Raw genomic sequence first — 22,425 nt, forward strand, 5'->3', positions numbered from 1 at the left:
TCACGTCGGCCGTCGCCAGCGTGACATGGGGCCCAGCGCCGCTGCGGGGCGCTGAGGCTCCGCGAGGCGGGCGAACAGCGCCTGCAGTTCGCTGGGCGCGGCTCCGGCCGACGGAGCGGGAGCGGATTGCGTAGCGGCGGCCACTGCCGGTATCAACGGCGCGAACGAGGCAATCGATACGGCCGGTGCGGCCGTTGCAACTGGCGCAACCGGCGCAATGGCGGGCGCAGGCGGTGCCACCGGCGGGCGATCGATCGGCCCGCCCGAGAGCAGCGGCCAGTTGCCGGCGGCCTGAGCGTCCGCCTCCGGTGCGCTGAACTCCCTGTAGTTGTGCGCGTCCCCGCCGAACTTGCGAAACAGGCCGGCGACGTCTTCGGCGGAGCGGTCGTCGCGGCTCATGGCGAACTCCTGCCAAGGCGCAGTTCGACCACCGGGCCCGCCGGCGCGCCGCCCTCGAGCGCCATGACGCGCAGCGAAGGCGGCATGCGCTGGGCATCGAACCACGCTTGGTAGACGCCTTCGAAGAAGCCGGTGCTCCAGCCGGTCGCTTCGGGACCGAAGGCCATCGCGATGAGGCTGCAGGCGTGGGTGATGGCGACGCAGTCGGCCTCCTCGCGCAGGCTGCTGAAGCCCCAGTCGATGCCGTGCCAGTGCGCATTGAACTGCGACTGCAGGTCGGCCAGGGTCTCGCAGGGCGCGACGGGGAGGGCATCGGCCACCCGCTGGCCGATGCGGAAGAAAAGCTGCCGAATGTCTTCAGGCGGCAAGCCGGCGCTCAATTCGGCGGCCATGCCCCGGTTGAATGCCAGCCACTGGGCGCTGCATGCCCGACGTTCGTAGTACTGGAAAACGTTCTCTTCGATGTCCATATTGGGGCATTGTGTTGGAGCAGATAACGATCGACAACACATGTCAAACAATGTTTCTAAAAATGGAAACCATTGGCGACGCATACGTGGCTGCGGCGGGATTGGATTCAGGATGAGAAGAGTTTTTCGGCGCGTGGGTACCCAGCCCGGCGCATCGGTGATGCGTGAGCGCAATGTGGCAAGAGAGGCCGCGTGGAAACGGCCGACCTGAGGTCTGGCGCAGCGGCGCCGAACCGGGTCGGGTGGTCCGATCGGGTGGACCGCGGGAGAGGCGTGGGGCAGCCGCGGCCGGCGGGGCCGGTCAGGCGTGCAGGTTGCGTTCCCGTGAGAGCGCGCGGCGCGCCCGTTTCATGTCGTACATGGCGGCGTCCGCCTGACGCAGGGCGTCGCGGGCCGACGTGACGCGCGGATCGGCCGCCACCGCCCCCACGCTCGCACCGCCGTAGTCGATGACCAGCGCCGGCAGTTGAAACTTACCCACGGCCGCGGCCATGATGCGCTGGGCGAGCGCTTCGGCCGCGGCGGCCGGCGCATCGCCTGCCGCGTCGCAGGCGGGACCGGCGCCGATCACCACGAACTCGTCGCCGCCCAGCCGCGCGAGCATGTCGCCGGCGCGCAACGTTGTCTTGAGCCGGGTGGCCATGGCGAGCAGGAACTCGTCGCCCACCTCATGGCCGTGCGCATCGTTGATCTGCTTGAAGCCGTCCAGGTCGATGAAGGCCACCAGGACGCAGGTGCCGTTGCGCTGGCCCTGCGCGAGCAGGCGGTCCAGTGCTTCGTCGAGCGAGCGGCGGTTCGGCAGGCCGGTGAGCGTGTCGGTGGCGGCGTGGCTGGCCAGTTCGGAGTTGGCCTGCGTGAGGCGCGCGAAAAGCAGCTCGCGCTCCACATGCTGGCCGATGAGCTTGGCGAACAGGCCCAGCACGTTCTCTGCATTGGGAGGCAGCGGCACCTGCGCGGCGCTGGCCGCGCACAGCGTGCCGTAGAGGCCGCTGCTGTCGGTGCGCACGGGCATGCTGACATAGGTCTGGATGCCGAGGTCCCGCGCCGCATCCGAATCGCCCCAGCACTCGGCGACGTTGCCGGTGTAGGAGCGGCCCTCGTCGAGGGCGCGCTTGCAGAGCGTGTCGTCCCAGGGGACGCTCAGGCCCTCGGGAATCTGCATCTGCCTTGCGTTGCGCGCATACAGGACGTGCTGCAGGCCCTTGTCCAGGTCGATCATCGTGAGATAGGTCGACTCCAGTCCGCTCACGGCCTCGAGCATCTCGAGCATGGGGCGCGTCAGGTCTTCCAGGGTCCTGGCGGAAGAAACCGAGTCGGAAAGCTGAAGCAGCAAGGGGTCCATGAAGGCCATTCTGAACGGTCAAAGACTCAAAATGAATCTTTTTGTTTGCAGAAATTGATGAAAACGCGGCGATGCCGACCCAGGTTGACTGCTTTCAGGCCAGCGCTTCCATCAGGTCCTTCTCGATGGCCAGCTGCGTTTTCTGGCCCTGGAGCTCGGGGCCGCTGATCAAAAAGGTGTCTTCCACGCGCTCGCCCAGGGTCGTGACCTTGGCGAGCTGCAGATTGAGGTGATGGCGCGCGAGCACCCGCGCTACCGAATACAGAAGACCCGCGCGGTCGCTGGCCGAGATGTTGAGCAGCCAGCGCTGCGCCTTGTCGTCGGGCAAGAGGCTGATGCGCGGCTTGATCGGAAAACTCCGCACCCGGCGCGACACCCGGCCCATGCTCGGCGGGGGCAGGGCGCCGGCCTCGGTGAGCGTCTGCGCGAGGCCCGACTCCACCATGCTGATGAGGTCGCGGTAGTGGTCGGGCAGGAAGGTGGTCACGACCTGGAAGGTGTCGAGCGCATAGCCGTTGCTCGTGGTGTGCACCTTGGCATCCAGGATGCTGAACGACGACTGGTCGAAGTAGCCGCAGATGCGCGCGAACAGGTCGGGCTGGTCGGGCGTGTAGACCACCACCTGCAGGCCTTCGCCCACCGGCGACAGGTGCGCGCGCACGATGGGCGGCGCCTTCGGGTCGATCGGCACGTTCGGCGGCGGCACGAAGCGCGAGAGCTGCTTGGCGTGCCATGCGATTTCGGTGGCGTCGTGCCGCATGAAATAGCCGACGTCCAGCGTGTCCCACAGCGCCTTGTGCGCCTCGAAGCGCTGGGCATGCAGGGCGAGCTGCACCAACGCCTCGCGCTTGCGTGATTCGACCTCGGCGTCCGGGTCGGGCATGCGTCCGCCCAGGGCGCGCAGCGTGTAGCGGTACAGGTCTTCGAGCAGCTTGCCCTTCCACGCATTCCACACGCGCGGCGAGGTGCCGCGGATGTCGGCGATGGTGAGCAGGTACAGGGCGGTGAGGTAGCGCTCGTTGCCCACGCGCTTGGCGAAGGCGCCGATCACCTCGGGGTCGCTCAGGTCCTGCTTCTGGGCCACCTGGCTCATCACCAGGTGTTCTGCCACGAGGAATTCGATGAGCTTGGAGTCTTCGCGCGCGATGCCGTGCTGCTTGCAGAAGCGCTGCACGTCGCGCGCACCCAGCGTGGAATGGTCGCCGCCGCGGCCCTTGGCGATGTCGTGGAAGAGGGCGGCCACGTACAGGATCCAGGGCTTGTCCCAACCGGCCGCGAGCTGCGAGCAGAACGGGTACTCGTGCGCATGCTCGGCAATGAAGAAGCGCCGCACGTTGCGCAGCACCATCAGAATGTGCTGGTCCACCGTGTACACATGGAACAGGTCGTGCTGCATCTGCCCCACGATGCTGCGGAACACGCGAAGGTAGCGCCCGAGCACCGAGGTCTGGTTCATCAGCCGGAAGGCATGCGTGATGCCGTAGGGCTGCAGCAGGATCCGCATGAAGGTCTCGTGGTTGACCGGGTCGTTGCGGAACTTGCTGTCCATCACATGGCGCGCGTTGTAGAGCGCCCGCAGCGTGCGCGCCGACAGGCCCTTCACGCCGATGGTCTTCTGGTAGAGCAGGAAGGTCTCGAGCACCGCATGCGGCTCGCGCTCGTAGAGGTCGTCGCTCGCGATCTCGATGAGGCCGGCGCGCTCGTAGAAGCGCTCGTTGATCGGCGTGTGCTGCTCGTCGCTGGGCTGCAGGCGTTCCGAGATGTTGAGCAGCAGTATCTGGTTGAGCTGCGACACGGCCTTGGCCGCCCAGTAGTAGCGCCGCATCAGCGCCTCGCTGGACTTGCGCTGCGATTCGCTCTCGTAGCCGAAGCTGGCTGCCACGGCGGTCTGCAAGTCGAACACCAGGCGGTCTTCGCGCCGGTTGGCGATCACGTGGAGGCGGGCGCGGATCAGCGAGAGCAGCGCCTCGTTGCGCTTGATCTGCTGCGCCTCGAAGGAGGTGGCCAGGCCGTTCTTCGCCAGGTCGTCCCAGCGGCTGCCGTAGCCGGCGGCCTTGGTCATCCAAAGGATGGTCTGCAGGTCGCGCAGGCCGCCCGGCGATTCCTTGCAGTTGGGTTCGAGCGCGTAGGGCGTGTTGTCGAATTTCTGGTGGCGGTGCCGCATTTCCTGCGACTTGGCCACGAAGAAGGCCTGCGGGTCGATGGCGCGCGTGAAGCGGCGGCGGAAAGCGACGAAGAGCTTCTTGTTGCCCGCGATCAGCCGTGACTCAAGCAGCGAGGTCTGGACGGTGACGTCTTTCTCGGCCTCGGCCAGGCACTCTTCGACGGTGCGCACGCTGGAGCCGATTTCCAGGCCCGCATCCCAGCAGTGGCCGATGAAGGCCTCGATGCGGGCCGGGTCGATCTCGCTCTCGTGGCCTTCGGGCGGCAGGAGCAGGAGCACATCGACGTCGGAATACGGGAACAGCTCGCCGCGGCCGAAGCCGCCAACGGCAGCCAAGGTCAGCGAATCGCCGAAACTGGCTTCCTGCCACAGGCTGCACAGCGTCTGGTCGGCCAGCGCCGATAGCTGGCGCAACACCGTGTGGACGCTGCGCGTGGGGGCGCGCGCAAAGCGCAGGGTGTCGAAGAGGGCGAGCTTCTTCGCGCGATAGGCTTCGCGCAGCGTCGCCACATCGATCTTGGCTGCTTCGATCACGGCGGGGGCGCGCTTCGGCGCGTCAGGTTTTTGTCGAGGTGACGAAGGAGGGCAGCGGGGGGCTGCCTTCGGAGAGCGTCAGCACTTCGTAGCCGGTTTCGGTGACGAGCACGGTGTGCTCCCACTGGGCCGACAGCGAATGGTCGCGGGTGACGATGGTCCAGCCGTCGTACTGGCCGCCCTTGAAGTCTTCCTTCACGTCGCGCTTGCCGGCGTTGATCATCGGCTCAATGGTGAAGATCATGCCGGGCTTGAGCTCTTCCATGGTGCCCGGGCGGCCGTAGTGCAGCACCTGGGGCTCTTCATGGAAACGCTGGCCCACGCCGTGCCCGCAGAACTCGCGCACCACCGAGAAGCCTTGGCCCTCGGCGAACTTCTGGATCGCATGGCCCACGTCACCCAAATGGGCGCCGGGCCGCACCTGCAGGATGCCGTGCCACATGGCTTCGAAGGTGATGCTGCACAGGCGCTTTGCGGCGATGGAGGCGTCGCCGATCACGTACATGCGGCTGTTGTCGCCGAACCAGCCGTCCTTGATGACGGTGACGTCAACATTCATGATGTCGCCCTTCTTCAGGGGCTTGTCGTTCGGGATGCCGTGGCACACCACGTGGTTCACCGAGGTGCAGAGCGACTTCGGAAAAGGCACGCTGCTGGCGCCCATGTAACCTACCGTGGCCGAGGTGGTGCCCTGCTTGACCATGTACTCGGCGGCGAGCCGGTCCACGTCGTTGGTCGTGATCCCGGGCTTGATGAGGGGCGTGAGGTAGTCCAGCACCTCGGAGGCAAGGCGGCAGGCGACGCGCATGGCTTCGATGCCTGCAGCGTCTTTGTAGGTAATGCTCATGGCCCGAATTATCCCATCGGAGAACGAGCCTGCCCCCAACGCGGGACACTTCGTGTTCCCGCTGCCACCGAGAGCGCGGCCCGCTTGGGGTGGCCCGGCGTTGGCCTAAAATCCCGGGTTAACGCGGATGACCCCAGTCAGCGGCCATCCGCCCTCGATTTCTTGATTCCCAACGCGGCCCCCGAGGCCCCACATCGACCGTGACGCAGCCCGCACCTCAAGCCCTTCCCGTCGTAACCCTGTTCGAGGGCGGCAGCGCACTCAGCGATTTCCGAGCACGGCAACTGCTGCCGAAGCTGCAGGCCATCGAACCGCGCATCGAGGGCATTTCGGCCCGTTTCGTGCACTTGGTGGTCACCGATGCCGCACTCGACGCGGCCGGCCGTGACCGCTTCGCCGCACTGCTGACCTACGGCGAGCCCTTCGAGGCGCCGGCCAAGGCGGGCACTTCGGTGGTCGTCACGCCGCGCCTGGGCACCGTGTCGCCCTGGGCCTCCAAGGCCACCGACATCGCCCACAACTGCGGCCTGGCGCTGCGCCGGGTCGAGCGGGTCACGCAATACCACCTGAAGCTCAAGTCGCCGCTGATCGGCAAGGCCCCCGTCATCGAGGGCGACACGCTCGCCGCCGTGGCCGGCCCGCTGCACGACCGCATGACCGAATCGGTGCTCGCCACCGTCGAGCAGGCCGCGAGCCTTTTCAGCGAACTGCCGGCCCAGCCGATGGCGCAGGTCGATGTGCAAACCGGCGGCCGCGAAGCCCTGGTCGCCGCCAACACCGGTTTCGGCCTGGCGCTGGCCGAGGACGAGATCGACTACCTCGTCGAAGCCTTCACCCGCCTGGGCCGCAACCCCAGCGACGTCGAACTGATGATGTTCGCGCAGGCCAACAGCGAGCACTGCCGCCACAAGATCTTCAACGCTCAGTTCACCATCGACGGCAAGGCACAGCCGCAGAGCCTGTTCTCGATGATCCGCCACACCGAGAAACAGAACCCGCAGCACACGGTCATCGCCTATGCGGACAACGCCTCGGTGATGGAAGGCGCGACCATCGAGCGATTCATTCCGGCCGACGGTTCGCAGAGCTATCAGAAAAATAGCGCCCTGAGCCATGTGCTGATGAAGGTCGAGACGCACAACCACCCGACCGCGATTTCGCCGTTCCCCGGCGCTTCGACCGGCGCGGGCGGCGAGATTCGCGACGAAGGCGCCACGGGCCGCGGCTCCAAGCCCAAGGCGGGCCTGACTGGCTTCACCGTCTCCAAGCTCTGGCCTGAAGACGGCCACTACGGCAAGCCCGAACACATCGCCAGTCCGCTTCAAATCATGACCGAGGGGCCGCTCGGCGGTGCCGCGTTCAACAATGAATTCGGCCGGCCCAACCTGCTGGGCTACTTCCGCGAATACGAACAGGCGGTGACGAGCGACCTCGACACCGTGCAGCGCGGCTACCACAAGCCCATCATGATCGCGGGCGGCCTCGGCAGCATCGACGCCACCCAGACCAAGAAGATCCAGTTCCCGGCCGGCTCGCTGCTGATCCAGCTCGGCGGCCCCGGCATGCGCATCGGCATGGGCGGCAGCGCCGCCAGCTCGATGGCGACCGGCGCCAACGCGGCCGAGCTCGACTTCGACTCGGTGCAGCGCGGCAACCCCGAGATCGAACGCCGCGCGCAGGAGGTCATCAACCACTGCTGGCAGCAGGGCGCGGCCAACCCGATCCTGGCGATCCACGACGTGGGCGCGGGCGGCCTGAGCAATGCCTTTCCCGAACTGACCAACGACGCCGGCCGCGGCGCGCGTTTCGACCTGCGCGCGGTGCCGCTCGAGGAGTCGGGCATGGCACCCAAGGAAATCTGGTGCAACGAAAGCCAGGAGCGGTACGTGCTGGCCATCGCGCCGGAGTCGCTCGAACAGTTCAAGGCCTTCTGCGAGCGCGAGCGCTGCCCGTTCTCGGTGGTCGGCGTGGCGACCGAAGAGCGCCAGCTGCTGGTGGCCGACGAAGGCGCCGCGGTCCAGCCGGTCGACATGCCGATGGACGTGCTGCTCGGCAAGCCGCCCAAGATGCACCGCGACGTGAAGACCGTCGCCCGCACCTTCAAGCCGCTCGACCTCACGGGCGTCGATCTGCAGAAGGCCGCCATCGACGTGCTCGCGCACCCGACCGTCGCTTCCAAGCGTTTCCTCATCACCATCGGCGACCGCACCGTGGGCGGCCTGAGCCACCGCGACCAGATGGTCGGCCCGTGGCAGGTGCCGGTGGCCGATTGCGCCGTGACGCTGGCCGATTACAAGGGCTTTGCCGGCGAAGCCATGAGCATGGGCGAGCGCACGCCGCTGGCCGCGCTCGACGCGCCGGCCTCGGGCCGCATGGCGGTGGCCGAGGCGATCACCAACCTGCTGGCCGCGCCGATCGAACTCTCGCGCGTCAAGCTGTCGGCCAACTGGATGGCCGCCTGCGGCGAGCCCGGCGAAGACGCCGCGCTGTACGAGACCGTCAAGGCCGTGGGCTTGGAACTGTGCCCGGCGCTCGGCGTGTCGATCCCGGTCGGCAAGGATTCGCTGTCGATGCGCACGCAGTGGAAGGACGGCGATGAGGCCAAGAAGGTCACCTCGCCCGTCAGCCTGATCGTCACCGCCTTCGCGTCGCTCGCCGATGTGCGCGGCACGCTCACGCCGCAACTGGACGCGGAAGAAGCCGACACCACGCTCGTGCTGATCGACCTGGGCCGTGGCCAGCACCGCATGGCCGGCAGCATCCTCTCGCAGACGCTCGGCCAGAGCGGCGACACCGTGCCCGACCTGGACGATCCGGCGCAGCTCGTGGCACTGGTCAACGCCGTGAACGCACTGCGTGCTGACGGCAAGATCCTCGCGATGCACGACCGAAGCGACGGCGGCCTGTTCGCCACCGCCTGCGAGATGGCCTTCGCCGGCCACGTCGGCGTGGCGCTCAACGTCGACATGCTGGTCACCGAAGGCGACGGCATTTCCGACAGCCGCATGGAAACCGGCGACGCCAAGAACTGGGCGCAGCAGGTCAGCGCGCGGCGCGAGGAGCTCACGCTCAAGGCGCTGTTCAACGAAGAGCTCGGCATGGTGCTGCAGGTGCGCACCGCAGAGCGCAACGATGTGATGCAGGTGCTGCGCGCGCACGGCCTCAGCGCGCACAGCCACTTCGTCGGCAAGACGCGGCCTGCCAGCTCGACCATGGATGCGGGCAAGGGCAAGCTCGAAGTCTGGCGCGATGCCAAGTCGGTGTTCAGCGCATCGCTGCATGACTTGCATCAGGTGTGGGACTCGGTGAGCTGGAAGATCGCCCGCGAGCGCGACAACCCGGCCTGCGCCGATGCCGAGCACGCCGCGGCTGGCGAAGTTTCGGACCCCGGCATGCATGTGTTCCTGCCGAACGCACAGCCTGCGGCACCCGCCATCCTGCAGTCGCGTCCCAAGGTCGCGATCCTGCGTGAGCAGGGCGTCAACTCGCATGTCGAGATGGCTTATGCGTTCACCGAAGCGGGCTTCGAGGCCTACGACGTGCACATGACAGACCTGCAGACGGGCAGGGCGGACCTCGCCAACTTCAAGGGCGTGGTCGCCTGCGGCGGCTTCAGCTACGGCGACACGCTGGGCGCCGGCATCGGCTGGGCGCGCAGCATCACCTTCAACCCGAAGCTGGCCGAGCAGTTCAAGGCCTTCTTCGGCCGCGAAGACACCTTCGGCCTTGGCGTGTGCAACGGCTGCCAGATGTTCGCCGAGTTGGCCGACATCATCCCGGGCGCCGAAGCCTGGCCGCGCTTCACCACGAACCAGAGCGAGCGCTTCGAGGCGCGCCTGTCGATGGTCGAGGTGCTCGAATCGCCGAGCCTCTTCTTCGCGGGCATGGCCGGCAGCCGCCTGCCGATCGCGGTGGCGCACGGCGAGGGCTACGCGAACTTCAAGCACCGCGGCGACGCGACCAAAGCCATCGCGGCGATGCGCTTCGTGGACAACCACGGCAACGCGACCGAGCAGTACCCGTTCAACCCGAACGGCAGCGCCGGCGGCCTCACTTCGGTGACTACGGCGGATGGCCGCTTCACCGCCGTGATGCCGCACCCGGAGCGCGTGTTCCGCAACATCCAGATGAGCTGGACGCCGGGCGACCGGAGCGAACTGAGCCCCTGGATGCAGATCTGGCGCAATGCGCGCAAGTGGGTGGGTTGATCACCTGAAGGCTGCTGCGGCAGCCCCATAAAAAAACGGCCCGCAGGCCGTTTTTTTATGGGGGAGAGAAGCGCGAGGCTTACTCGACCTTGGCCTTCGCGCGCAGTTCCTCTTGGTACTTCTGCAGGCGCTGCTGCTGCAGCTGCTGCGTGACCTGCGGCTTCACTTCTTCCAGCTTCGGCAGTTGTGCCTGGCGGATGTCGTCGACGCGGATGATGTGATAGCCGAACTGCGTCTTGATGGGCGCCGGCGTGGTCTCGCCCTTCTTCAGCTTGATCATCGCTTCCGAGAACTCGGGCACGAAGCTCGCGGGGTTGGCCCAGTCGAGGTCGCCGCCGTTGGCGCCCGATCCCGGGTCCTTGCTCTGCTTCTTGGCGATGTCTTCGAACTTGGCGCCCTTCTTCAGGTCGGCCATGATCTTCTTGGCCTGGTCCTCGGTCTCCACCAGAATGTGGCGGGCCTTGTATTCCTTGCCGCCGTTGGCCGCGACGAACTTGTCGTACTCGGCCTTCACGTCGGCGTCCGAGACCGGGTTGGTCTTGCGGTAGTTGTCGAACAGCGCGCGGATCAGGATGGCCTGGCGGGCGAGCTCGAGCTGGTTCTTGTAGTCGTCGTTGGCGTCCAGGCCTTGCTTCTGCGCTGCCTGCATGAACACTTCGCGGGCCACGATTTCCTCGCGCAGCTGGCTTTGCATTTCCGGCGTCACCGGGCGGCCTGCGGCGGCCAGTTGCTGCGCCAGAACGTCCATGCGGGCCTTGGGCACCGGCTTGCCGTTCACGATGGCTGCGTTCTGCGCCAGAGCCGCCATGGGAATGGCACCGATCAGCGCTGCGGCCGCGACGGCCTGCAAGATGTGTTTTTTCATGGAATGAATATCAGGCTGGGGAGAAAGTGCGCGTGTAGGAAAAGGCGCGTGAAAGAAAGCGGAGAGAGACGAACAAAACGGGGAAGAAAGAGGGGCTGGGGCATCGCGGCGAAGACCGCGTGCAACCCCGTGCAACCAGTACGGACGACTCAGAGCACCTCGATGGCGATGGCGTGCAGACCCTGTGCGATAAAAACTTGGAGGGCATCATACACAAGGCGATGTCGCGCCACGCGAGGCTTCCCCTCGAAGAGTGGGGAGGCGATGCGCACCCGGAAATGCGTGCCGTAGCCCTCCGCATTGGCGCCCGTGTGGCCTGCGTGCGCGGCGCTTTCGTCGATCACTTCGAGCTGCGTTGGAGCCAGCGCTTCGCGCAATGCCGCTTCGAGCGCGGCGGGCGTCGGCAAGGGAGTGGTCGTGCTCGTCATGCGGTCGGCTTGTCTTCTTTCAGGTGCGGCGCGATGTACAGGCCCTGCGCCACCAGGAAGACGATCGGGAACACATAGCCCCAGAGCTTGAAGTTGACCCAGGCCTCGGTGGTGAAGTAGGCCGCCACGTAGCCGTTGATGAGCGCCATGAAGAGGCAGTAGCCGATCCACGCGACGTTCAGGCGGCCCCAGATGCGATCGGGCAGTTCGAGCTGGGAGCCCAGCAGCATCTTCAAAAAGTTCTTCTTCAGCGCCCAGAGCGCCACGGCCAGCGCGATCGCCATCGCGCCGTAGAGCACGGTGGGTTTCCATTTGATGAAGCGGTCGTCGTGCAGCACCAGCGTGAGCGTGCCGAACAGAAGGATCAGCACCAGCGTGGCCTTCTGCATCGCCTGCAGCTTGCGCTCCATCGCATAGATGATGGCCATCTGCACCACGGTGGCGGCCATCAGCACGCCGGTGGCGGTGTAGATGTCGGCGAGCTTGTAGGCGCCGAAGAACAGCAGGATCGGGAAGAAGTCGAGGATCAGCTTCATTTATTTTTTCTGGAAATCGAGCGACGCGGAGTTCATGCAATAGCGCAGGCCCGTTTCCGTCGGGCCGTCGGGGAACACGTGTCCGAGGTGGGCGCCGCAATTGGCGCAGACATTCTCGGTGCGCACCATGCCGTGCGAGCGGTCGACGATGTTCTTGATGGCGCCGGGCACCGCTTCTTCCGAGAAGCTGGGCCAGCCGCAGCCGGCATCGAACTTGGTGCCCGACTCGAACAGCTTGGCGCCGCAGCACACGCAGTGGTAGGTGCCGTCGTCCCAGTGCGCTTCGTACTTGCCGGTGAACGGGCGTTCGGTGGCGGCGTGGCGGGTCACCTCGAAGGCGGCGGGTTCCGCGCCTTTTTCAGCGAGCAGGGCTTTCCATTCGGCGTCGGTTTTCTGTACGGGAGTGGTCATGATGAGCAGCTGATTTCAATCGTGGAAGCCCAGTCGGGCGGGAAGCCGGCGTATGCGTCGGCACCGGGGTGTTCTTCAAATGGGGTTTCGAGCAGCGCCAGCAAGGTTGCCACACCCGAGAAGTCTTTTTGCGCAGCCGCTTCGATGGCTTGCTGGCCCAGGTGGTTCCGCAGCACGTATTTCGGGTTGGACCGAAGCATCAGATCGGCGGCTTCCGAACGCACCGACTGCGCATGGCGCTCTGAAAATGAGAGCAACCAGGCGTCGAAGCCCGCGCGGTCCAGGAACAGGTCGCGCACCGGCTCCGCGTTGCCGTCGGCCATGTAGTTGGAGAGGCGGCGCCAGAAGATCGTGTAGTCGACCTTGCCTGCCGCCAGCAACTTGAGCACGCCTTCGATCAGCGCCCGGTCGGTCTCGGCCGCATCGGCGAGGCCGAGCTTTGCGCGCATGCGGGCCTCGAACGCGTTCGGGAACACCGTCTTGTACGACTCCAGCGCGGCGACGGCGATTTCCTGGTCGCCGATCAGCGGCAGCAGCGCTTGCGCGAGGCAAAAGAGGTTCCAGTACGCCACGTTCGGCTGCTGGTTGAAGGCGTAGCGGCCACTGGTGTCGCTGTGGTTGCAGATGTGGCGCGGATCGAAGCCGTCGAGGAACTGGAACGGCCCGTAGTCGATGGTGAGCCCGAGGATGCTCATGTTGTCGGTGTTCATCACGCCGTGGCAGAAACCCACGGCCTGCCATTGGGCGAGCAGGGCGGCGGTGCGCTCGCTCACGGCTTCGAGGAAGGCGGCATATGCATTGCCGTTGAAGCGCTCGGTGGTGCGGCAGGCCGGGTAGTAGCGATCGATGACGTAGTCGGCGAGGGCGCGCAGCTCGTCTTCGCGCTGGTTGGCCGCGAAGTGCTCGAAATGGCCGAAGCGGATGAAGCTCGGCGCCACGCGGGCCACGACGGCGGCGCTCTCGGGCTCTTCGCGGAATACGCGGGCGTCGGAGCCGGTCACGCAGAGCGCGCGGGTGGTCCGAATGCCAAGGCCGTGCATGGCCTCGCTGCAGAGGAATTCGCGGATGCTGGAGCGCAGGACGGCGCGGCCGTCGCCGCCGCGCGAATAGGGCGTGCGGCCCGCGCCCTTCAGTTGCACCTCGAGCCCGCCTTCGGTTTCGCCCAGCATGATCGCCCGGCCATCGCCGAGCTGGCCGGCCCACACGCCGAACTGGTGTCCGCTGTAGACCGTGGCGAACGGGTTGGTACCGGCGACCGGCAGGCTGCCGGTCAGCGCCGCGAGCGTGGTGTCCGATTGCCGCCAATCGGCTGGCAACCCCAGTTCGCGCGCCACCGCCTCGCTATGGCCCACCCAGTACGGATCGGGCAGGGGCGTGGGACGCAGGTGGGTGAAAAAGGCGGGGCCGAGTGACTGGAAACCAGGTTTCCAGCGCAATCCCAGGTCCGCGACGTCCATGTCTTCAGCAAGCAGGCTCATGTCCGGATTGTCCGGCACCGGGCGTAACCCCTTGCCGTGCGGGCCATCGGAGCCCGGAAGGCTTCAGTGGGCCAGCGCTGATGTGTCCGTGTCCCAGATCCTGGCCCGGTACTGCGCGGGCGGCAGGCCGAACCAGCGCTTGCAGGCCCGGAAGAAGTTGCTGCTGTCCACGAAGCCGAGCATGTCGGCCACGGCGGTCAAGGTGTGGCGGTCTTCCGCCAGGTACTGCTGCGCCAGTTCGCGGCGGGTGCGGTCGAGCAGCGACTGGAACGACACCGACTCCTCCTGCAGCCGCCGCTGCAGCGTGCGCTCGGCGAGTCCGAGGTCGGCAGCGACGTCATGACGGCGCGGCTCGCCGTGCGGCAGCCGGCGAGCGATCTCGGCGCAGACAAGGCTGCTGGTAGTGGCCTGGCCCAGCAGGCTCAAGTGGTCGTCCAGCAGATGCGCCTGCATCTCGCCGAGGGCCTGATGGTGGGTGGGCAGCTGCAAGGCCATGTCGGCCGCCGAGATCAGAAAGCGGTTGGCGGGCGCGTTGTAGCGGATCGGGCAATCGAAGGCCTCGCGGTGCGATCGGTCGTCGGCCGGCGCCGGGTAGACGAATTCCAATGCCAGGGGCTGCAACGCGCGCCGCGTGAGCCATTGGCATTGCATGAAGGCAGTCAAGATGGCGTATTCGACGCGCTGCCGCGGAATGGGCAGGCTGCCGCCCGTGTGCGCCATCACCATCCAGCAGCCGCGCGCCTCGTGGTGCATCGACAGGACGGTCGCGTCCGAGATCACCGCAATGTAGCGGGTGACGCGAGCCAGTGCCCCGCCCAGGTCGGCGCAGCAGGCCATCGCATGCCCAACCGTGCCCAGCTTGCTGTGCGTGGCGGCCAGGTGGCGTTGCAGGCCGAGAGTGGGCTTGCCGGCGCGCGCCACGGCCAATTGCCAAAGCACGGAAATCTCGTCCACCGGTATGCGAGCGTTCTGACGTTGCAGCGAGCCGGGGTCGAAGCCGGCCTCGCGCAGAAGCGAGGGCACATCCAGACCCTCGGCTTCGAACATCGCGAGCACGCCCTGGAGCCATGCGGCCGAGCTGGTCCGAAGGTCCGGCTGGAAAGTGCAGCCTGGTCTGCGCTGCGATCGGCGCTGGACATGGATTAAGGGGGCTCCTGAAGTCATGAAATTGGCTCGCTTGCGATAGCTGTTGAAGCCGGGTCCCTTCCTAGAATTTTTTGGCGGGTCCGGGCGACGAAGTATGGCGAGCGGGCACCGATGCAGGAATTCCGATTAACCCGGTATGGGAGGCAAACAATGAAAATTGAAGAAACAATGGTGAATACGGGCCAGAAGCAAAAGAAGGCGGCAAGTACTGTGGCGAGAGCAATGGCGGCAATGGCTTGTGTTGCGCTCTCGGCCTGCGGTGGGGGGGCGGACTCCGGCTTTTCATCGGTGCCGGGGCCCACGGTGGAAGTGCCGCCAACAGAACCATCCGTACCGACGACCTCGTCGGCCATGCCGCTCGGCGACGGCCCCATGGTTCGTAGGATCGCGGCCGGAAACATCGAGGGCGTGGATGACAGCGCCAACACTGGCACCTGGTTCTGGAAGGGAATTCCCCTGGCCCAGCCGCCCGTCGGTCAGCTTCGATGGCGTGCGCCCGTCGAGCCCGAGACTTGGGGGGGCATTCGCTCCGCCAAAAAGTTCGGCAATGCCTGCCTGCAGATCGGCACGATCTTTGGACCCGGCACCAACAACACTTACGACGCGGCCATTGGCACCAGCCTGGACAAGCCGGTCGGCAGCGAGGATTGCCTGTACATCAACATCTGGCGACCGGCGACCGCCGACAAGAACCTGCCGGTGCTGCTTTTCCTCCACGGCGGCAGCAACGTCTCGGGCTACACCGCCGACCCGATGCTCGACGGAGCCGCGCTCGCCAAGGCCGCGGGTGTGGTGGTCATCACCGCCAGCTACCGTCTGGGTGTCCTGGGCTTCATCAACTTGCCGCAATTGCGCCTCGGGGGCGCCGAGGGGGCGGCGGGCGAGGACTCGGGCAACTTCGCGCTGCTGGACAACATGGCGGCGCTGCAATTCATCCGTGACAACGTCGCGAATTTCGGCGGCGATCCGGGCAATGTCACGCTTTCGGGCCAATCGGCTGGCGCCGTCAACCTGCTAGCGCTGATGGCCGCGCCCAGAGCCAAGGGCTTGTTCCACAAGGTCTTCGAGATGAGCGGCAGCATCTCGCTTCCAAAAAATTACACAGGTACGATGAGTTCGGTGTTGCCTCCCTCGCTGGCATGGCTGACCTGGCGCTCGGACCCTCCGCTGTCCTCGCTTGGCCTGACGGTGCTTTCGTCGGCCGAGGCCTCACTCAAGAAAGACGAGTCGATCCTGAAGGCGCTGCTCGGTGCTGGCGACACATCCTTCGATGCGGCCTCGGCCCCGATCGGAGTCAGGACGCCGGCGCAGATCGCCGAGCATCTGCGTTCGATGGACGGGGCGGCGCTACTGACCGCTGTGAACAATGCCAAGCTGGGAGGGGTTGGGCCCATCCTGGACAACACTCTGCTGCCGCCCGATCTGATCGGCGCCATCGCGGCCGATAAGTACCAGAAGGTGCCGGTGCTTGCGGCTACCACGCGCGACGAAGGCAAGCTATTTGCGTCACAGCTGGCAACGATCGGCTTGAATCTAAAGGACCCCTGGAAGGTCAAAGGCGCCCAACGCTTCTCGATGATGTTCGACTTCGATCCGGATGCGGCGCCAAGACTCACGGTGAAAGACATCATCCATGGTGACTATCTCCCGGTCGGCAAGTCATTAGGCTACAACGAAGCCACGAATCTCATGACGAAGCTCGGCTTCGAGCTCAGTCGCGACCACTTGCTCGATACGTTGCGTAAACGGCAGCCGCCCGGCGACGGGCCCGGCGTCTGGAGCTTCCGCTTCGACTGGGCGCAGGAGCCGCCGCCCTGGAATGATGTCTTCGGCGCGGCGCACGCCTTCGAACTGCCATTTGTGTTCGGCAATTTCCAAGGCACGGGGCTGAGCAATGTGATGGGCGGCAAGGCCAACGAGCAGGGCCGGCTGGCGCTCTCCAAGGCCGTCATGGCGAGCGTCGGCGCATTCATGCGCAGCGGCAATCCGAACACGCCCGAACTTGGAGCGACATGGGAGCAGTGGCCGTCGCAGATGCTGTTTGATGCCACGCTCACGGCCAAAAGGACCACGCCGGTTTACGCGCCTTGAGGAGCCTTTTGCCGGTCCGGAGCGGCGGATGGCCGTACCGCCCGGACGTGGCAGGCGTCGAGCATCGACGGGGACACCTTCGAGCCATGCGGACGGGCAGGCGTACCGCATGGCTGCCGCATTGCAGCACGCCTGCTCGACCGCGTGGGCTCCCGTGCGCAAGGGGCATCGGCTCCTGAAGTCATTCGATTGGCTCGCTTGCGATAGCGATCGAAAGGGCGTCCGTTCCTAGAATTTTTCGGGGACCAGCCAGTCGGTGTGTGGCTGTCGGGCGCCGCCACAGGAATTCCGATCAACCAAGGGGAGACAAGCACATGAAAAAAACGGCAACGGTGCAAGGCCGGGGTGCAGCCGGGCAGAAGGCAAGGGTGGCCTGCGCCATCGCGATGGCCGTGATCGCAGCCGCCAGCACGGGCCTCGTGGCATGCGGCGGCTCATCGGACCCGGGTGGGATCTCCCCGGTGGCGCTCCCGCCGCCTCCGCCCGCTGCGCCGTCACCTCCACCTCCACCTCCGTCAGCATCGGCCGCCGAAGGCCCGATGGTGCGCCAGACCACCGCCGGCAAGATCGAGGGCGTCGACGACAGTGCCGATACCGGCACCTGGTCCTGGAAGGGCGTTCCCTTTGCCAAGCCGCCGGTCGGTAGCCTGCGCTGGGCGCCGCCAGCCGATCCCGAGCCCTGGGAGGGCGTGCGCGCCGCAGGCAAGTTCGGCCACTCCTGCGCCCAGGGCGGGCGCTACTTCAGCCCCGCCCCCGACGACGCGCCCTTCGGCATGGCGGTGCGCGAGGGCTTCGGCAAGCCGGTGGGCAACGAGGACTGCCTGACGCTCAACATCTGGCGCCCGGCCGGCGACACTGCCAAGCTCCCCGTGATCGTCTACATCCACGGCGGCAGCAACATCTCGGGCTACACGGCCGATCCGACCTACGATGGCGCGCAACTCGCCAAACGCGGCAATGTCGTCGTCGTCACGATCAACTACCGCCTGGGAGCGCTGGGATGGCTCGACCTGCCGCAACTCAAGACCGGCGATGCGAGGAACGACTCGGGCAACTTCGCGCTGCTCGATCAGATGCAGGCGCTGAGATTCGTTCAGGCCAACATCGGCGCATTCGGCGGCGATGCGGGCAACGTCACGGTGATGGGGCAGTCGGCCGGCGCGGTCAATACCTGGGGGCTGGTGGTCTCGCCGGCGTCGACCGGCCTGCTGCACAAGGCGGTGCCCCTGAGCGGCGGCATCAGCTTTGCCTCGCGCGCCGATGCGCAGACCTACGCGAAAGACCTGCTCAAAGCGATCGCCATCGCCGAAGGCAAAGCCACCGGCGTCACGTTCGAGGCCTGGGTGGCTTCGCAGACCGATGCGCAGATCGCCGCCTATGTGCGCGGCGTAGCTGCGGACCGGCTGCTGACCATCGTGCTCGCTGACCCGGCGCTGCACTATGCGCCGGGGCCGATCGAGGACGGCGCCATGCTGCCGCGGAACTCGCCGGACGAAGTGGATGCCGGAAGGTTCAACAAGATGCCTCTGCTGATCGGCAATACCCGGGACGAGGGCACCTTGTTCGGTCGTACGTTCGGGGAACTCACCGGCTGGGGGAGCGGCTTCAAACTCAGCGCCTACGAGCAATTCGGCATGGAGTACAGCTTCGACCCCGACGCGGCCGCGACCCTCACTGTGGCGGACCTGATCAGCGCGCCCTACCTGCCAGCAGACAGGGCGCGGGACGGCTGGAAGGCGTTATCGGACTTGGGCACACAAACGGTCTTCCTGAAAGGCCTGTTCCCCCAGATCGACTCGGTGGCCAGGCACCTGCCGACCCAAACCTGGTATTACCGCTTCGACTGGAGCCAGCAGGTGGCGCCATTCGACACTGTCTATGGCGCCACCCATGGACTCGACACGGCGTTCATGTTCCACAACTTTGGACCCAATCTGTTCTCGCCCTCGTTCGGCGAGGCGAACCGGCCCGGGCGCGAGGCGCTTTCGGATGCGATGGTCGGCAGCCTGTCCGCGTTCGCGCGAACCGGCAATCCGAACCACCCGGGCCTGGGCGTGACCTGGCCCCACTGGCCACGCAAGATCTTGCTGGACGCCAGCAAGACGCAACTGCAGAACAGCGCACCTTGATCGAACACCGGCGCGTCGGCAACGGCTCACCCCCGCGGCGATCGCCGCCGCGGGGGGGCGGGAGTCCCGCGGGGGACAAGGCGCGACCCGGTCCTGCGTGCCCCGACGACCGTGGGCTGTCGTCCGGACGACAGATCGGTGCCCAGAAGACTGCGGGTTTCTGTCATTGTGCGAACGCACATAAATTGCGTGAATCGCCGTAGTTCTGAAACCGCTGACTTCTGTTGAAAAAAAAGGAATCCGTAAATGCTGGGTTTGATGCAAGACCAACCGCTTTTGATCTCGTCGCTGATCGAGTTCGTCGAGCGCCACAACGGCGATGGCGAGATCGTCTCGCGCCGTGTCGAAGGCGATATTCACCGCACGACATGGGGCGGGATCGCATCGCGTGCCCGGCAGGTGGCCAATGCGCTCGACGGCGAGCAGCTGCTCTTCAGCGACCGCATCGCCACGCTGGCCTGGAACGGCTATCGGCACCTGGAGCTGTACTACGGCGTGAGCGGCAGCGGCCGCGTGCTGCACACCATCAACCCGCGCCTGCACCCCGACCAGATCGCCTGGATCGCCAACCACGCCGAAGACCAGATCCTGTGCTTCGACCTCACCTTCCTGCCGCTGGTGCAGGCGGTGCATGCCAAGTGCCCCACGATCCGGAAATGGATTGCGCTTTGTGATGCCGACAAGCTGCCGGCCGACAGCGGCATCCCCAATCTGGTGAGCTACGAAAGCTGGATGGGCGCGCAGTCGACCGACTACGAATGGCCCAGCTTCGACGAGAACTCCGCTTCGAGCATGTGCTACACGAGCGGCACCACGGGCAACCCGAAGGCCGCGCTCTACAGCCACCGCTCGACCATGCTGCACGCGTACGCCGCGGCCTTGCCCGACGTGATGCGCCTGTCGGCACGCGACTCGGTGCTGCCGGTGGTGCCGATGTTCCACGTCAACGCCTGGGGCATTCCGTACTCGGCGGCGCTGGTGGGCTGCAAGCTCGTGTTCCCCGGCCCTGCGCTCGATGGCAAGTCGGTGTTCGAGCTGATCGAGTCCGAAGGCGTGACCTTCGCCGCCGGCGTGCCCACCGTGTGGCAGATGATGCTCGGCCACATGCAGGCGGGCGACCTGAAATTCAGCAAGCTGAACCGCACTGTCATCGGCGGCTCGGCCTGCCCGCCGGCCATGATCACGGCGTTCCAGCAGAAGTTCAACGTGGAGGTGCTGCACGCCTGGGGCATGACCGAGATGAGCCCGCTGGGCACGCTCTGCACGCTCAAGAACAAGCACGAGTCGCTGTCGCCCGAGGCGCAGCTTCAGATCCGCATGAAGCAGGGTCGCGCGATCTTCGGCGTGGACATGAAGATCGTCGACGGCGACGGCAACGAGCTGCCCTGGGATGGCAAGGCCTACGGCGACCTGCTGGTCAAGGGACCGTGGATCGTCAAGGAGTACTTCAAGGGCGAGGGCGGCGATCCGCTCATTCCCGATGCGCAGGGCCGCGGCTGGTTCCCCACCGGCGACGTCGCCACCATCGACGCCGAGGGCTACCTGCAGATCACCGACCGCAGCAAGGACGTGATCAAGTCCGGCGGCGAGTGGATCAGCTCCATCGAGATCGAGAACATCGCCGTCGCGCACCCGGCCGTGGCCATGGCCGCCTGCATCGGCGTGTTCCATCCGAAGTGGGACGAGCGGCCGATCATCGCCGTGATGAAGAAGCCCGGCGCCGAAGTCACGCGCGAGGAACTGCTCAAGTTCTACGAAGGCAAGACCGCCAAGTGGCAGATCCCCGACGACGTGGTCTTCGTCGAGGCCATTCCGATCGGCGCCACCGGAAAGATCCTGAAAACGAAGCTGCGCGAACTGCTCAAGGACTACAAGTTGCCAACGCTCTGAAGCAGCCAAGGCCCCGCCGCACTGTCGCGCACGCGATAGGAAGACCGCTCCGGCGGGCTTCCTTGCGGGCAATCCCTGTGCGGCGAAGAAAAGGGCGCTTGTACGCTGGCATCCCGCCTCATACCCGCCATTCATCCAGGAGACTCTTCATGCAATTTGCTCTCAAGTCAGTCGCTGCTTGTGCCATGTTGGTGAGCGTGACGGCCGCCTTTGCCCAGAAGGGCGAGACGGTCAAGATCGCCTGGCTCGACCCGCTGTCGGGGCTGATGGCCGCCGTGGGTACCAACCAGCTCAAGACCACGCAGTTCCTGGCGGAAGAATTCAACAAGAAGAATGCGTCGGGCGTGAAGTTCGAGATCATCGCCATCGACAACAAGCTGAGCCCGCAGGAAACCACCGCCGCGCTGCGCTCGGCGCAGGACCAGGGCGCGCGCTACATCACCCAGGGCAACGGCTCGGGCCCGGCGCTGGCGATCATCGATGCCATCGAGAAGAACAACGCGCGCAATCCCGGCAAGGAACTGCTTTACCTGAACTACGCGGCGGTCGACCCCGACCTCACCAACAGCAAGTGCAGCTACTGGCACTTTCGCCTCGATGCAGACACCTCCATGAAGATGGAGGCGCTGACCACCTGGATGAAGGACCAGACCGACATCAAGAAGGTCTACATCCTCGGGCAGAACTACGCGCACGGCGTGCAGGTGTCGAAGTTCGCCAAGGAAGACCTGAAGGTCAAGCGCCCCGACATCCAGATCGTGGGCGACGACCTGCACCCACTCGCCCAGGTGCGCGACTTCTCGCCCTACATCGCCAAGATCAAGGCCTCGGGCGCCGACACGGTCATCACCGGCAACTGGGGCTCCGACCTCTCGCTGCTCATCAAGGCGGCGAACGACTCGGGGCTGGACGTCAAGTTCCTGACCTACTACGCACCGGGCGCTGGCACGCCGACGGCCATGGGCGCCACCTCGGCCGGCAAGGTCTACACGGTGGCCTATGCCCACTACAACATGGGCGGCGAGATCCAGAAGCTGCTCGCCGGCTACAAGAAGAAGATGAACGACGACCTCACGCAGTCGTCGATCTATCACACGTTCGCGTTGCTCGATGCAGCCTTCGTCCAGACCAAGTCGACCGATCCGGTCAAGGTCGCGGCCGCGCTGGAGGGCATGAAGATCAAGAGCTTCAACGGCGAGGTCGAGATGCGCAAGGCCGACCACCAGTTGCAGCAGGGCCTGTACATCTCGCGCTGGGAGAAGGCGAGCGCCAAGTATCCCTACGACGCCGAGAACACCGGCTACACGAACGTTCCCGTGAAGTACTACGAGTCGTATGTGGCGAGCACGCCGACGACCTGCCAGATGAAGCGCCCTTAGTACGCCGGCCCGGCGTACCAAGCGTCTTTGTAAACGCATTCCTACTCGCTGGTAGCAATGATCTACCGCCGGGTAGCAATTGGAGAAATGCGCTGTCGCCTGCGCGAT

General features: G+C 65.9%; 16 protein-coding genes. 5 read left to right on the forward strand and 11 right to left on the reverse strand.

The window, feature by feature from the left end:
• The 5 genes from bcsR to map all read right to left on the reverse strand — a co-directional run bounded on the left by bcsR (position 1) and on the right by map (position 5,756).
• Positions 1-399 carry a BcsR/BcsP family cellulose biosynthesis protein gene (bcsR, locus tag QF040_RS05645; protein ID WP_429610175.1) on the reverse strand — a complete coding sequence of 133 codons (399 nt, stop codon included), beginning with the start codon at positions 397-399 and terminating at the stop codon, positions 1-3.
• Positions 396-869, reverse strand: a complete 474-nt coding sequence (gene bcsD, locus QF040_RS05650; protein ID WP_429610176.1) for a cellulose biosynthesis protein BcsD — start codon at positions 867-869, stop codon at positions 396-398. The genes bcsR and bcsD overlap by 4 nt, the downstream gene beginning before the upstream one ends.
• A gap of 301 nt (positions 870-1,170) precedes the next feature.
• The gene (locus tag QF040_RS05655; RefSeq protein WP_429610177.1) at positions 1,171-2,211 is read right to left on the reverse strand and encodes a sensor domain-containing diguanylate cyclase; all 1,041 of its coding nucleotides are present in this window, start codon (positions 2,209-2,211) and stop codon (positions 1,171-1,173) included.
• Positions 2,212-2,305: 94 nt separating this feature from the next.
• Positions 2,306-4,909, reverse strand: coding sequence for a [protein-PII] uridylyltransferase (locus QF040_RS05660; RefSeq protein ID WP_429610178.1), 2,604 nt, complete (start codon positions 4,907-4,909; stop codon positions 2,306-2,308).
• A 22-nt stretch (positions 4,910-4,931) separates the two neighbouring features.
• Positions 4,932-5,756 carry a type I methionyl aminopeptidase gene (gene map, locus QF040_RS05665; RefSeq protein WP_013541616.1) on the reverse strand — a complete coding sequence of 275 codons (825 nt, stop codon included), beginning with the start codon at positions 5,754-5,756 and terminating at the stop codon, positions 4,932-4,934.
• A 200-nt stretch (positions 5,757-5,956) separates the two neighbouring features.
• Here map and purL point away from each other — a divergent pair, with 200 nt between their 5' ends.
• Positions 5,957-9,964, forward strand: a complete 4,008-nt coding sequence (gene purL, locus QF040_RS05670) for a phosphoribosylformylglycinamidine synthase (RefSeq protein WP_429610179.1) — start codon at positions 5,957-5,959, stop codon at positions 9,962-9,964.
• A gap of 79 nt (positions 9,965-10,043) precedes the next feature.
• On the opposite strand, the gene QF040_RS05675 is transcribed toward purL, so the two are convergent.
• The 6 genes from QF040_RS05675 to QF040_RS05700 form a co-directional block, all read right to left on the reverse strand.
• Entirely contained in the window at positions 10,044-10,829 is a 786-nt protein-coding gene (locus QF040_RS05675) for a peptidylprolyl isomerase (RefSeq protein WP_429610180.1), read from the reverse strand.
• Between the two features lie 149 nt (positions 10,830-10,978).
• The gene (locus tag QF040_RS05680) at positions 10,979-11,257 is read right to left on the reverse strand and encodes a BolA family protein (protein WP_013541613.1); all 279 of its coding nucleotides are present in this window, start codon (positions 11,255-11,257) and stop codon (positions 10,979-10,981) included.
• Complete coding sequence (locus QF040_RS05685) at positions 11,254-11,793, reverse strand: septation protein A (protein ID WP_042581657.1); 540 nt, start codon at positions 11,791-11,793, stop codon at positions 11,254-11,256. Before QF040_RS05685 ends, QF040_RS05680 begins: the two co-directional genes overlap by 4 nt.
• A complete protein-coding gene (msrB, locus tag QF040_RS05690) occupies positions 11,794-12,204 on the reverse strand; it encodes a peptide-methionine (R)-S-oxide reductase MsrB (RefSeq protein WP_306879563.1) in 411 nt (136 codons plus the stop codon).
• Positions 12,201-13,682 (reverse strand): protein adenylyltransferase SelO, encoded by a 1,482-nt coding sequence (locus tag QF040_RS05695; protein ID WP_429610181.1) that lies wholly within the window; start codon positions 13,680-13,682, stop codon positions 12,201-12,203. The genes msrB and QF040_RS05695 overlap by 4 nt, the downstream gene beginning before the upstream one ends.
• Before the next feature lie 63 nt (positions 13,683-13,745).
• Positions 13,746-14,846 carry an AraC family transcriptional regulator gene (locus tag QF040_RS05700; protein WP_429610182.1) on the reverse strand — a complete coding sequence of 367 codons (1,101 nt, stop codon included), beginning with the start codon at positions 14,844-14,846 and terminating at the stop codon, positions 13,746-13,748.
• Between the two features lie 132 nt (positions 14,847-14,978).
• On the opposite strand from QF040_RS05700, the gene QF040_RS05705 reads away from it, so the two are divergent.
• The 4 genes from QF040_RS05705 to QF040_RS05720 all read left to right on the forward strand — a co-directional run bounded on the left by QF040_RS05705 (position 14,979) and on the right by QF040_RS05720 (position 22,317).
• The gene (locus tag QF040_RS05705) at positions 14,979-16,919 is read left to right on the forward strand and encodes a carboxylesterase/lipase family protein (protein ID WP_429610183.1); all 1,941 of its coding nucleotides are present in this window, start codon (positions 14,979-14,981) and stop codon (positions 16,917-16,919) included.
• 539 nt (positions 16,920-17,458) lie between these two features.
• Complete coding sequence (locus QF040_RS05710) at positions 17,459-19,048, forward strand: carboxylesterase/lipase family protein (protein WP_429610184.1); 1,590 nt, start codon at positions 17,459-17,461, stop codon at positions 19,046-19,048.
• Between the two features lie 246 nt (positions 19,049-19,294).
• Complete coding sequence (locus tag QF040_RS05715) at positions 19,295-20,938, forward strand: 3-(methylthio)propionyl-CoA ligase (RefSeq protein ID WP_429610185.1); 1,644 nt, start codon at positions 19,295-19,297, stop codon at positions 20,936-20,938.
• A 149-nt stretch (positions 20,939-21,087) separates the two neighbouring features.
• A complete protein-coding gene (locus QF040_RS05720) occupies positions 21,088-22,317 on the forward strand; it encodes a branched-chain amino acid ABC transporter substrate-binding protein (protein WP_013541606.1) in 1,230 nt (409 codons plus the stop codon).
• Positions 22,318-22,425 lie beyond the last annotated feature (108 nt).

This window comes from Variovorax sp. W2I14, from assembly GCF_050435205.1.
Taxonomy (GTDB): domain Bacteria; phylum Pseudomonadota; class Gammaproteobacteria; order Burkholderiales; family Burkholderiaceae_C; genus Variovorax; species Variovorax paradoxus_C.